The organism is Streptomyces thermolilacinus SPC6 (assembly GCF_000478605.2).
GTDB lineage: Bacteria > Actinomycetota > Actinomycetes > Streptomycetales > Streptomycetaceae > Streptomyces > Streptomyces thermolilacinus.
Genome location: NZ_ASHX02000001.1, coordinates 1,039,299 through 1,051,897 on the forward strand (window position 1 = coordinate 1,039,299; position 12,599 = coordinate 1,051,897).

Annotated in this window: 10 protein-coding genes; 6 read left to right on the forward strand and 4 right to left on the reverse strand. The window is 74.6% G+C overall.

Features of this window, described 5'->3' with window-relative positions; genetic code table 11:
• Nucleotides 1-225 precede the first annotated feature (225 nt).
• Both hemQ and hemG read right to left on the reverse strand, forming a co-directional pair.
• Entirely contained in the window at nt 226-939 is a 714-nt protein-coding gene (hemQ, locus tag J116_RS04540; RefSeq protein ID WP_028964657.1) for a hydrogen peroxide-dependent heme synthase, read from the reverse strand.
• Nucleotides 940-949: 10 nt separating this feature from the next.
• Nucleotides 950-2,377, reverse strand: a complete 1,428-nt coding sequence (gene hemG, locus J116_RS04545) for a protoporphyrinogen oxidase (RefSeq protein WP_023590534.1) — start codon at nt 2,375-2,377, stop codon at nt 950-952.
• Nucleotides 2,378-2,504: 127 nt separating this feature from the next.
• Between hemG and J116_RS04550 the strand changes: the two genes are divergently transcribed.
• The 3 genes from J116_RS04550 to J116_RS04560 all read left to right on the forward strand — a co-directional run bounded on the left by J116_RS04550 (nt 2,505) and on the right by J116_RS04560 (nt 5,791).
• Entirely contained in the window at nt 2,505-3,587 is a 1,083-nt protein-coding gene (locus tag J116_RS04550; protein WP_023590533.1) for a DUF4349 domain-containing protein, read from the forward strand.
• 31 nt (nt 3,588-3,618) lie between these two features.
• Nucleotides 3,619-5,019, forward strand: coding sequence for an FAD-dependent oxidoreductase (locus J116_RS04555; protein WP_028964655.1), 1,401 nt, complete (start codon nt 3,619-3,621; stop codon nt 5,017-5,019).
• Between the two features lie 64 nt (nt 5,020-5,083).
• A complete protein-coding gene (locus J116_RS04560; RefSeq protein WP_023590531.1) occupies nt 5,084-5,791 on the forward strand; it encodes a DUF6882 domain-containing protein in 708 nt (235 codons plus the stop codon).
• Between the two features lie 67 nt (nt 5,792-5,858).
• On the opposite strand, the gene hemE is transcribed toward J116_RS04560, so the two are convergent.
• On the reverse strand, nt 5,859-6,923 hold the full coding sequence (hemE, locus tag J116_RS04565) for a uroporphyrinogen decarboxylase (RefSeq protein WP_023590530.1): 1,065 nt from the start codon (nt 6,921-6,923) through the stop codon (nt 5,859-5,861).
• 104 nt (nt 6,924-7,027) lie between these two features.
• On the opposite strand from hemE, the gene J116_RS04570 reads away from it, so the two are divergent.
• The 3 genes from J116_RS04570 to J116_RS04580 all read left to right on the forward strand — a co-directional run bounded on the left by J116_RS04570 (nt 7,028) and on the right by J116_RS04580 (nt 9,955).
• Nucleotides 7,028-7,699 (forward strand): DUF3000 domain-containing protein, encoded by a 672-nt coding sequence (locus J116_RS04570; protein ID WP_023590529.1) that lies wholly within the window; start codon nt 7,028-7,030, stop codon nt 7,697-7,699.
• A 216-nt stretch (nt 7,700-7,915) separates the two neighbouring features.
• Entirely contained in the window at nt 7,916-8,578 is a 663-nt protein-coding gene (locus J116_RS04575; RefSeq protein ID WP_023590528.1) for a response regulator transcription factor, read from the forward strand.
• Nucleotides 8,579-8,656: 78 nt separating this feature from the next.
• On the forward strand, nt 8,657-9,955 hold the full coding sequence (locus J116_RS04580; RefSeq protein WP_028964654.1) for a ribonuclease D: 1,299 nt from the start codon (nt 8,657-8,659) through the stop codon (nt 9,953-9,955).
• 253 nt (nt 9,956-10,208) lie between these two features.
• Here the strand turns inward: J116_RS04580 and J116_RS04585 are convergent, their stop codons facing one another.
• Entirely contained in the window at nt 10,209-12,422 is a 2,214-nt protein-coding gene (locus tag J116_RS04585; protein WP_023590526.1) for a catalase, read from the reverse strand.
• Between the last annotated feature and the right edge of the window lie 177 nt (nt 12,423-12,599).

Genomic DNA, 12,599 nt, shown 5'->3' on the forward strand with positions numbered 1-12,599 from the left:
GGTGTCGCTGGAGCGGCGGGCGATCGCGCCCGCCGTCTGATCTTCCGGGTCGAGGGGCGGCGTCCGTTCACACCGGACACCACCAGGTTCTTCACGCCGTACGGACCGGACAGTCCGGCCGCCGGCTCAAGGGGCTACGCCAGCCCCGCCACCAGGTCCGCCACGTCCTTGCGGCGCCCCGTGCTGCATTCCCCGGGGGACGACCCCCGGACCCCCGGCAGAGGACTACGCCAGCCCCGCCACCAGGTCCGCCACGTCCTTGCGGCGCCCCGTGAAGAACGGGACCTCCTCGCGGACGTGCATACGGGCCTCGCTGCCGCGCAGGTGGCGCATGAGGTCCACGATCCGGTACAGCTCGTCCGCCTCGAAGGCGAGGAGCCACTCGTAGTCGCCGAGCGAGAACGAGGCGACCGTGTTGGCGCGGACGTCCGGGAAGCCGCGGGCCATCTTGCCGTGGTCCGCGAGCATGCGGCGGCGCTCCTCGTCGGGGAGCAGGTACCAGTCGTACGAGCGCACGAACGGGTAGACGCTCACGTAGTTCCGCGGGGTCTCGTCCGCGAGGAACGCCGGGATGTGCGACTTGTTGAACTCGGCGGGGCGGTGCAGCGCCATGTTGGACCACACGGGCTCCAGCGCGCGGCCGAGCTTCGTGCGGCGGAAGAGGTTGTACGCCTCCTGGAGCTGGTCCGACGTCTCCGCGTGCCACCAGATCATCAGATCGGCGTCGGCGCGCAGCCCGGACAGGTCGTAGGTGCCCCGGACGGTCACGTCCTTGGCGGCGAGCTGGTCGAACAGCTCCTGGACCTCTTCGGCGTAGCCGCCGCGGTCCTGGGGCAGAGCCTCGCGCAGCTTGAAGACGGACCACAGGGTGTAGCGGATGACCTCGTTGAGGTCCTTCGCCTTCTTACCGGCGTTCGGGATCTTTTCGGGCGCACTCATACGGCTATTCTCACTCGTCACTCTCAGTGCTCCGCGCCAGGGTCGGCGTGGCGAGGATCTCGTCCGCCGCCCGGCGCCCGTCGGCGATGACCGCGGGGATGCCGACCCCGTCGTACGCCGCGCCGCACACCCTCAGGCCGGGCAGCTTCGCCACGGCGTCGCGGATGCGGGCGACCCGCGCCGGGTGGCCGACGGGGTACTGCGGGAGGCCGCCGATCCAGCGGGTCACCTCCGTCGCGACGGGCTTCGCGGTGAGCCCGACGGCGTCGCCGAGGTCGCGCAGGGACACCGCGGCGAGGTCGGCGTCGTCCCAGCCGAGGTGCTCCTCCTCGCCGTACCGGCCGATGGAGGCGCGCAGCACGAACAGGTCGTCCGCGCCCTCGTCGACCCAGCGCCACTTGTGGCTGGAGAAGGTCGACGCCTTGATCGTGCGGCCGTCCACGGGCGGTACGAGGAAGCCGGAACCGGCGGGCAGGGACGTCACGTCGGCGCGGCGGAAGGCGAGCGTGACGAGCACCATCGAGGCGTACTCGATCGTCGCCAGCTCGGCGGCGGCGGCCGGGGACTCGGCGGCGAGCAGCTCGGACGCGGACCAGGCGGGAGTGGCGAGGACCACCGCGTCGGCGTGGAGGACGTCGCGTTCGGTACGGACCTCCCAGCCGTCGGGGCGGCGGGTCAGACCCTGGACGCGGGTGTCGGTGCGGATCTCGCCGCCCGCCGCGGCGACCGCCTCAGCGACGGCGCGCGGCAGCAGCCCGACGCCGCCCGCGATACCGGCGAACACGGGCCCGGCGGGGGCCTGGGCGGCGGCGGCCTGCACGGCCCGGACGGCGTCGGTGAGCGTCGGGTGGCGGCGGGCGGCCTCGAACAGCTTCGGTACGGCGGCCTTCATCGAGATCCGGTACGAGTCGCCCGCGTACACCCCGCCGAGCAGCGGTTCGACGAGCCGGTCGACGATCTCGCGGCCCATGCGCTCGGCGACGTACGCGCCGATGGCGACGTCGTCGCCCAGTTCGGCGGGCGGCAGGGCACGGTCCCGTACGACGGCGCGCAGGCCCTCGTCCGACAGCAGTCCGGCCAGCGCGCCCGGGTCGCCGGGGACGCCCATGACGTGGCCCTTCGGCATGGGCCGCAGCACGTCGCGGGTCCAGACGGACGCGGTGGCCGTGGCGGGCGGCTGGACGCGGTCGCCGAGGCCGACGGCCCGGGCGAGCTCGACGCCCTCGGGGCGGCGGGCGAGCATCGACTCGGCGCCCAGGTCGACGGGCGCCCCGGCGATCTCGCCCGCGTGGAGCTTGCCGCCGACGCGTCCGGAGGCCTCCAGCACGATCACGTTCCGCCCGGCCCCGGCCAGGCGGTGCGCGGCGGCCAGTCCGGCGATGCCACCGCCGATGACGACGACCCGTCCACGGGTTCTGTCCACGTTGTCCGTGTTCATGGGTCCACTGTCTCAAACGCCGATACGAGTCCCGAACGTGACCCATCCGCAACCGGGGGCCGCAACCGGCACGCCACCCTCGTACGTCGAAACCACGTCACGGCAACGAACCTTGGGGGGACCATCCATGCCGATCCCGACACGTCCACGGCACGCGCTCGCGGCCCTCCTGCTCGGCGCCTCGCTGGCGCTGGCGGGATGCTCCGGTACGGGGGACTCGGGAACGAAGGAGGCACGCGCCGACCAGGCGGCCGCCCCCGAGGCCCAGCGGGGCGCGCAGGGCCCCGCGTCCGGGTACGGAGGCGGCGCGAAGGCGGCGAAGCCGGGCGCCGTACGTCAGCACGTCATCCGGACCACGACCCTGTCCGTGGAGGTGGAGGACGCCGAACGGGCGCTCGGCCGCGCCCGGGAGATCGCCGCGGACGCGGGCGGTCACGTCGCCGACGAGTCCACGCGGCGGCACCGTGACGGCGACCTGACCTCCCAGGTCTCGCTTCGGGTCCCGCAGGCCGCGTACGAGGACGTCATCAAGGAGCTGACGGGCACGGGGAAGCTGCTGTCGCGGCGCGCCGAGGCGCAGGACGTCACCGAGCAGGTCGTGGACGTGGAGAGCCGCATCGCCACGCAGCGGGCGAGCGTCGCGCGGGTCCGCGAGCTGATGGGCAAGGCCGAGCAGCTGAGCGACATCGTCCAGCTGGAGCAGGAGCTGAGCACCCGCCAGGCGAACCTGGAGTCGCTGCTCGCGCAGCAGGCGTCGCTGAAGGACCGCACGTCGCTGGCGACGGTCAAGCTGGAGCTGAGCGAGCCGGACAGCGACATCGCGCGGGACGACGACGAGCCGGGCGTGATGGACGCGCTGCGCGGCGGCTGGGAGGCGCTGCTGACGTCACTGACGTGGTTCGTGCTCGTGCTGGCGGCGCTCGCGCCGTGGCTGGGGCTGCTGGGCGCCGGGTTCCTCGTGTGGCGGCGTGTGGTGGCCCCGGTCCGGGCGCGCCGCCGTGCGCGCCGGCCGCAGCCGCAGGCCCCGGCCCCGTGGCCCCCGAGGACGGCCGCGCCCCGCATGGGCGCGCCGGTGGGCGGCGGCGCGCCGGTGCCCCCGCAGGGCCAGGCGGGTCCGGCCCAGGGCCAGGCGCGGCAGGCGGGTCCGGCGCAGGGCAAGGCACCCGAGGCGCCTCAGGCCCCGTCGGCGCCCGAGGAGGGCCGGGACTGAACACCGCGTCCGGGCCCGTAGCGTGGTGCCCATGGAACGAGGCACGCGAGGCGGTACGGGACGGCAGCGGCTGGTGGTGGTCGGCGGCGACGCGGCGGGGATGTCCGCCGCGTCGCAGGCCCGGCGCCTGAAAGGGCCGGACGAGCTGGAGATCGTGGCGTTCGAGCGGGGCCGCTTCACGTCGTACTCGGCGTGCGGCATCCCGTACTGGGTCGGCGGCGACGTCACCGACCGGGAGCGGCTCATCGCGCGGACGCCCGAGCAGCACCGCGCCCGCGACATCCGCGTACGGCTCCGCTCGGAGGTCACCGAGCTGGACCTCGACGGCGGCCGGGTGCGGGTGCGCGACCTGGAGTCGGGCGGCGAGTCGTGGACCGGGTACGACCGGCTGGTCCTGGCGACCGGGGCCCGCCCGGTACGCCCGCCGCTGCCGGGCATCGACGCGCCGGGGGTGCACGGGGTGCAGACCCTGGACGACGGGCAGGCCCTGCTGGACACGCTGGACGCGACCGAGGGGCGGCGGGCCGTCGTCGTGGGCGCCGGGTACATCGGCGTGGAGATGGCCGAGGCGCTGCTGAAGCGCGGCTACGAGGTGACCGTCCTCAACCGGGGCGAGCAGCCGATGGCGACCCTCGACCCGGACATGGGCCGCCTGGTCCACGCGGCGATGGACGGCCTGGGCATCACCACCGTCGGCGGCGCCGAGGTGACGGAGATCCTGACCGGCGCCGACGGGCGCGTACGGGCGGTGGCCGCGGGCGGCGAGGAGTACCCGGCCGATGTGGTGGTGCTCGGCATCGGCGTGGAGCCGGAGACGACCCTCGCGCGGGCGGCGGGGCTGCCGCTCGGCACGTACGGCGGGCTGCTCACCGACCTGGCGATGCGGGTGCGCGGCCGCGAGGAGGTGTGGGCGGGCGGCGACTGCGTGGAGGTGCTGGACCTCGTGTCCGGCCGGGAGCGGCACATCCCGCTCGGCACGCACGCCAACAAGCACGGCCAGGTGATCGGCGCGAACGTGGCGGGCGGCTACGGCACGTTCCCCGGCGTCGTGGGGACCGCCGTGAGCAAGGTCTGCTCCCTGGAGATCGCCCGCACGGGCCTGCGGGAGCGGGACGCCCGCGAGGTGGGCCTGCGGTACGTGACGGTGACGACGGAGTCCACGAGCCGGGCCGGGTACTACCCGGGGGCGGCGCCGATGACGGTGAAGATGATCGCCGAGCGGCGCACGGGGCGGCTGCTGGGCACGCAGATCGTCGGCCGGGAGGGCGCGGGCAAGCGCGTGGACGTCGCGGCGGTCGCGCTGACGGCCGGCATGACCGTGGATCAGGTCGCCGCTCTGGACCTCGGGTACGCGCCGCCGTTCTCGCCCGTGTGGGACCCGGTGCAGGTCGCGGCCCGCAAGGCTGCGGCAGCGGTCAGGGCGGCGGACTGAGGGCCATGCCCCACCCTCGTACGGCCGTTCGACTGGGGGGCGGCCCGGCCTCTAGGGTCGGCGCATGATCACTTCTTTCAGCGAGGGATTCGTCCGGGCGACGGAGTCGCACGCCGCCTGGGGCATGGAGCAGCTGGAGGCTTTCACCGGCTTCGTGCCCTCCGGTCCCTGGACGGCGGACCTCGAAGCGTGCGTGTACCGGCAGGGCGGGCTGGACCTGCGGGTGGGCCTGCTCGGCTCGTTCGACCAGTCGGACGGCTCGTGGCTGTGGGCCTGGGCCAATCCCGGCTTCGCGGGCACGCGGGTGGTCGCGGCGGCCGAGGCGCTGCGCCGGTTCGGCGAGGAGCGCGGGGTGCCGGAGCTCGCGCGGGAGATGGTGGACCTGTCGAGCTTCGACGACCCGGGCATGGCGGTGGAGCGCCTCGCGTTCGGCGCCATGGGGCTGCTGGGCGCGGCCGGGTACATCGGCGTGCAGGCGGGCCCGGCCACCCGCGCCTACCTCGTGCCCGACGACCCGCAGGTGCCGTTCAAGGCGCCGGACCCGGTGACGCTGCCGCGTGTGCTGCTGACGGCCGTGGGCGCCGTCCCGGAGGCGGACCCGAGGGCCGTGGTGGCGGGCTACTTCGCGCGGCACGGCCTGGAGCCGCGCCCGGCCGAGCACGGCGGCCTGGGCGCCGGCCTGCCGAACGGCTCGTCGGTGGACGTGGCGTTCGACGCGGCCGGCCGCATCGCGCGGGTGAACGTGAGCGCCGTCGGTCCGGGCGCGGTCTAGCGGACCGTCCCCCGACGGGACGCGCTCCGCCGGACCTGGCGCCCGGTCCGGCGGGCCGTCGGCGCCTCTAGCGGGCCGTCCGCGTGTGGACGTACTCGACGAGGCGGGTCAGCGCGTCGGGGTCCGTCGTGGGCAGCACGCCGTGGCCGAGGTTGAAGACGTGGCCCTCCAGCCCGGAGGCGGCGTCGAGCACCCGGCGGGTCTGCTCCTCGACGGCCTCGCGCGGGGCGAAGAGGACGGCCGGGTCCAGATTGCCCTGGAGCGCCTTGCCGGGGCCGACGCGGCGGGCCGCCTCGTCCAGCGGGACGCGCCAGTCCACGCCCACCACGTCGGCGCCCGCCTCGCCCATGAGGCCGAGCAGCTCGCCCGTACCGACACCGAAGTGGATGCGCGGCACGCCGTACCCGGCGACGGCCTCGAAGACCTTCGCCGACGCGGGCATGACCGAGCGGCGGTAGTCGTCCGGGGCGAGCGCGCCCACCCAGGAGTCGAACAGCTGCACGGCGGAGGCGCCGGCCTCGATCTGGACCTTCAGGAACGCCGAGGTGATGTCGGCGAGCCGGTCCAGCAGGTCGGCCCACAGCGCGGGGTCGCCGTACATGAGGGCCTTGGTGTTCTCGTGGTTGCGGGACGGGCCGCCCTCCACGAGGTAGCTGGCGAGGGTGAACGGCGCGCCCGCGAAGCCGATGAGCGGGGTGGCGCCCAGCTCGCCGGTGAGCATGCCGATGGCCTCGGTGACGTACGCGACGTCGTCCGGGGTCAGGTCGCGCAGCCGCGCCAGGTCCTCGCGGCGGCGGATCGGTTCGGCGACGACGGGGCCGACGCCGGGCTTGATGTCGAGGTCGACGCCGATGGCCTTGAGGGGCACGACGATGTCGCTGAAGTAGATCGCCGCGTCCACCTTGTGGCGCCGCACCGGCTGGAGCGTGATCTCCGTGACCAGCTCGGGCCGCATGCAGGACTCCAGCATGGGGACGCCCTCGCGGACCTTCAGGTACTCGGGGAGTGAGCGCCCCGCCTGGCGCATGAACCAGACCGGCGTGTGCGGAACCGGCTCGCGGCGGCACGCCTTGAGGAAGGCGGAGTCGTACGTCTGCGTCGGGGGGCCCGAGGGGCGGCTGTTGGCACTCACGCATCGCATCTTCGCACGTGCGGGTGTGCGACCACGCGGGGCGGGCGGCACGGTCCGGGTGTCTTGCCCTGCGCGCGGCCCCCGTTCCGCCTACTCTTCCCCGCATGGCTGCGGCTCAGGAACAGTTCTCCGGTCACTCCGACGGCATCGATGGCACGGGCGGCGGGGAGGACGGTCCCGCGCCTCCCCCGTTCCGGGTCGCGGTCGACGCGCTGCGGGCGGCGCGTGTCCGCCCGGAGATCGAACTGGAGCCGACCCGGCCGCCCCGGCGGCTCGCCCCGTGGGCGTACGCGGTGGAGGCGGCGGCCGTGGAGAACGGCGAGGACCTGGCGGACGGGCGGCTGGTGCTGCTGCACGACCCGGCGGGCCACGAGGCATGGCAGGGGACGTTCCGGCTGGTCACGCTGGTGCGGGCGGAGCTGGAACCGGAGATGGCGGCGGACCCGCTGCTGCCCGAGGTGTGCTGGTCGTGGCTGACGGGGGCACTGGAGGCGCGGGGCCTGTCGTACGGGGAGTCGAGCGGGACGGTCACCCGGGCGGGGTCGTACTACTTCGGGGGGCTGGCGGAGCGCAGGCCGGCGACGCAGATCGAGATCCGGGCGTCATGGACGCCGGAGACCGACCGGGGCGGGGTGCCGGACACGGCCGCGCACCTGGCGGCGTGGGGCGACCTGCTGTGCCAGGTGGCGGGCCTCCCGCCGTCAGGTCCCGGGCCGCTGGAGGGCGGCGGCGGAGTCGTGTCGCTGCCACAGCGGCGCGGGCCCCGTCACCCGTAGGCGGTATCGGGAGCGGCCCCGCCGCGCGGGCGACGCTTGGCACGCTCGTTCACGCTCGCTCGCACGTCCGAATTGCACCAATTGTTACCTAGTAATCCGTGATCTCCCCCTAAAGGAGCACGGGATTGCTGCCGAAGAGGTCTGTGACCCTATCTGCACGGTTCACCCCGGCGACTTCCCCGAGCCGGCAGTGTCCGCACCTTCCCAGGAGGCCTGGTGTCCGTTCTCCTCGAGCAGCCCGCAAGCCTGGTCGCCTACCGCCCGAACAAGCCGACGGCCATGGTCGTCGTGGCCGACCCGCGCGTCCGCTCCACCGTGACCCGCCATCTGTGGGCGCTCGGAGTGCGTGACGTCATCGAGGCGTCGTCCATCGCGGAGGCCCGCCCCCGTATCGGCAACCCGCGCGACATCTGCGTCGCCGACGTCCACCTGCCCGACGGCTCCGGCCTCACCCTGCTGTCGGAGACACGCGCCGCCGGCTGGCCCAACGGGCTGGCCCTCTCCGCCGCCGACGACATCGGCGCGGTGCGCAACGCGCTCGCCGGCGGCGTCAAGGGCTATGTCGTCACCGGCACCCGTACGAACATCGGGCACCCCACCCGTCCCGGCGCCGCCCCCATCGGTTCCGCCGCCGCCCGCCTCCACCGCCGCCCCCCGGGTGCCCCGAGCCACCCGGGCGGCTACCGCGAACTGTCCGGCCGCGAGGTCGAGGTCCTGCGGCTGGTGGCGGAGGGCCAGTCGAACAAGGCCATCGGCGTCTCCATGGGGCTGTCCGCCCTGACCGTCAAGTCGCATCTGGCCCGCATCGCCCGCAAGCTGGGCACCGGCGACCGGGCCGGCATGGTCGCGGTCGCGCTGCGCACCGGCATCATCCACTGACCGTCCCCCCATCCTTCCCCGCCCGCCGACGGAACGTTCCGTCGGCGGGCGCCTCCCGTTCACCGATACCCTTGACAGGTGACCGACGCCCAAGACACCGCAGCAGAGACACCACTGCGAACCACCGGGGGCGGCCCTCCGGACGACGGCGTCGCAGCCGACGGGGCGGCCGCCTCGGAACCGATCCCCTTGCTGGAGCCCCGCGAGGGGGTCCCTCCCGTCGTGGCCGACGCCGAGGCCCTGGCCCGGGTCGTGGAGGCGTTCGCCGCCGGCACCGGCCCGGTCGCCGTCGACGCCGAACGGGCGTCCGGCTACCGCTACGGCCAGCGGGCCTACCTGGTGCAGCTGCGCCGCGAGGGCGCCGGTACGGCGCTGATCGACCCGGTCGGCTGTCCCGACCTGTCCGCCCTCGGCGAGGCGCTGGAGAACTCGGAGTGGATCCTCCACGCCGCCACCCAGGACCTGCCGTGCCTGCGGGACATAGGCATGGTGCCGTCCGAGCTGTTCGACACGGAGCTGGCCGGCCGTCTCGCGGGCTTCCCGCGCGTCGGGCTCGGCGCGATGGTCGAGTCCGTCCTCGGGTACGTGCTGGAGAAGGGCCACTCCGCGGTGGACTGGTCCACGCGCCCGCTGCCCGAGCCGTGGCTGCGGTACGCCGCGCTGGACGTGGAGCTCCTCGTGGACCTGCGGGACGCGCTGGAGAAGGAGCTCGGCCGGCAGGGCAAGCTGGAGTGGGCCCGCCAGGAGTTCGCCGCCATCGCCGCCGCCCCGCCCCCGCCGCCCCGCAAGGACCCGTGGCGCCGCACGTCCGGCATGCACAAGGTGCGCCGCCGCCGCCAGATGGCCGTCGTACGGGAGCTGTGGACCGCCCGGGACCGGATCGCGCAGCGCCGCGACGTGTCGCCCGGCAAGGTCCTCAGCGACGCCGCGATCGTCGAGGCCGCGCTCGCCCTGCCCGCGAACGTGCAGGCCCTGACCGCGCTGCCCGGTTTCGGGGCCCGCATGGGCCGCCGTCAGCTGGAGCAGTGGCAGGCCGCCGTGGACCGCGCGAAGGCGCTGCCGGACGCCCAGCTCCCGCAGCCCGGCCAGCCCGTGGCGGGCCCGCCCCCGCCGCGCGCCTGGGCGGACAAGGACCCGGTCGCCGCGGCGCGGCTCTCGGCGGCGCGTACGGCGATCTCGGCGCTGGCCGAGTCGCTCAACCTGCCGCAGGAGAACCTGATCACCCCCGACACGGTCCGCCGGGTCTGCTGGGAGCCGCCGCAGGACCCGACCGAGGAGTCGGTGGCGGAGGCGCTGGCCGGGCACGGCGCGCGCCCGTGGCAGATCGAGCAGGTCACGCCCGCCCTGGTCACAGCCCTTCGCACGGCCAAGCCCTGACCCGTGCGCCCGCGCGGCGTGATGTTGCGTTCGCGGCGCGATGTTGCGTTCGCGCGGCGCATGGACGTCCGCGGCGCACGGCCCTCGAGGCGCACGCCCCCGCGGTGACGCGACGCCCGTACCGGTGCGGCCGCCGCGCCTAGACGACCACACGCGCCGAGACGACCGCCGCCCCCTTTCCCGGCCCGGGCCGGGAAAGGGGGCGGCGGCGTGTTCGTACCCCAGCCGACGGGGTCAGACGGTCAGGCGGTCATCAGAGGGTCGCCGGGAAGCGCTCCCAGACGCGGTGGGCGGGCAGGAGGGTGAGGACCTCGGCGAGCGCCCGCTCTCCGGAGTCCGCGACCACCACGCCCGGCGCGTCCAGCGGCACCCCGGCCGCCTCCAGCGCGCCCTCCGCCCCGGCCCAGGCGGCGATGGCCTTGGCGTGGCGGAACGCCTCGGAGACCATCAGCAGCACCCGCGGGTCCACGCCGCGCGCCGCCGTCGCCGCGTCGCCCGCCTTGGCGTCGCGCACCCCGTTGGCGTCGCCGCCCCGCGCCGGGACACCGGCCAGCAGCAGCGCGTCGAACTCGGTGGAGCGCGCCGTGACGAACGTGCGCTGTACGGCGACGGGATCGCCGCCGTCCGCGTCGAGCATGCCGCCCGTCGGGCCGATGACCAGCGGTACGAGGCCCGCCTCCAGCGCGGCGCTGCGGGCCGCCCGTACGCCCTCCAGGTCACCGTCCGGCGCGGCGACGATGCCGACGATCCTGCCCTCGACCGGCCATGTCCGCCCGACCTGTGACAGGGCGGGGCTCGGCGCCACGTCCGCGAGCGGCACGGTCGGCTCGGGCGCGGGCAGGCCCAGCCCCTCCGCGACGCGGGCGCACAGCACGGGGTCGATGTTGGCGAGGACCTTCAGCCCGCGCTCCTTGATCGCCTGCTCGTAGCACTTGCCGAGCTCGAAGGTGTAGGCGCCGATGATGTGCTCGCGCTCGGGCGGCGACATGCTGAGCCAGAAGCGGCGCGGCTGGCTGAAGTGGTCGGCGAAGGTCTCCGGCGCCTCGCGCTCCTTCTTCGCCTCCGGCACCCGCACGGGGCTCTCGATGTACGCGCCGGTGTCCGCGCCCGCCAGGAAGGGGCAGCCGCCGTCGAGGGAGTTGGGGCGGTACGGCGCGACGCCCCGGTGGACGGCCGTCTGGTGCATGCCGTCGCGGAACATGTCGTTGACGGGGGCGTGCGGGCGGTTGACCGGGATCTGCGCGAAGTTGGGCCCGCCCAGCCGGCTGATCTGCGTGTCCAGGTACGAGAAGAGACGGCCGCTGAGCAGCGGGTCGTCGGTGATGTCGATGCCGGGCACGAGGTGGCCGGGGTGGAAGGCGACCTGCTCGGTCTCGGCGAAGAAGTTCGACGGGTTGGCGTTGAGGGTGAGCAGCCCGATGGGCTGCACGGGCGCCAGCTCCTCGGGGACGATGTTGGTCGGGTCGAGCAGGTCGATGCCCTCGAAGGTCTGCTCGGGGGTGTCGGGGAAGGTCTGGATGCCCAGCTCCCACTGGGGGAAGGCGCCCGCCTCGATGGCGTCGGCGAGGTCGCGGCGGTGGAAGTCGGGGTCCACGCCGTTGATGATCTGCGCCTCCTCCCACACGAGGGAGTGAACGCCCAGCTTCGGCTTCCAGTGGAACTTCGCCAGGGTCGTGCCGCCGTCGGCGTCCACGAGGCGGAAGGTGTGGACGCCGAAGCCCTCCATCATCCGGTACGAGCGCGGGATGCCCCGGTCGGACATGTTCCACAGCGTGTGGTGGGTGGCCTCGGTGTGCAGGGTGACGAAGTCCCAGAACGTGTCATGGGCGCTCTGCGCCTGCGGGATCTCCCGGTCGGGGTGCGGCTTGCCCGCGTGGATGATGTCGGGGAACTTGATGGCGTCCTGGATGAAGAAGACCGGGATGTTGTTGCCGACCAGGTCGAAGGTGCCCTCGCTGGTGTAGAACTTCGTCGCGAAGCCCCGGGTGTCACGGACCGTGTCGGCGGAGCCGCGCGAGCCGAGGACAGTGGAGAACCGGACGAAGACGGGGGTCTCGGCGTCCTTGGCGAGGAACGCCGCCCGGCACACGCTCGCCGCCGTGCCGTAGCCGCGGAACACTCCGTGGGCGGCTGCGCCGCGGGCGTGGACGACACGTTCCGGGATGCGCTCGTGGTCGAAGTGGGTGATCTTCTCGCGCAGATGGTGGTCCTGGAGCAGGACCGGGCCGCGCGCGCCCGCCTTGAGGGAGTGGTCCGTGTCGTACAGGCGGGCGCCCTGCGCGGTGGTCAGGTACGCGCCGGACTGGGCGACCCTCGCGCGGTCGGCGCCGGTGGGCTGGCCGGTGGGGCCGACCGTCTCGGGGCCGGTCTGGTCGGGTTTGGGCGGGAGCGGTTCGCGTACCTCGGTGGGTTCGTCCACGGACGGGGGCTCGGGGGCGGGGGCGCCGGGGGTCGGGGGGTTCGTCATGCGGCCTCCTGCGACGGGACTGGTTCGCCTGAGCCTTGACCGCCCTGGCGCCGGGGCTAACGTCCGGTACGCGGACGTCCGTCCAACGGCACACGCGGTCGCGGCGTTCGGCCGGGTGCCCGCCCGCGCCGCCCCCCAACCGCCCCTTCTCGCCGAAACGGGACCGGGGCGGGCGGT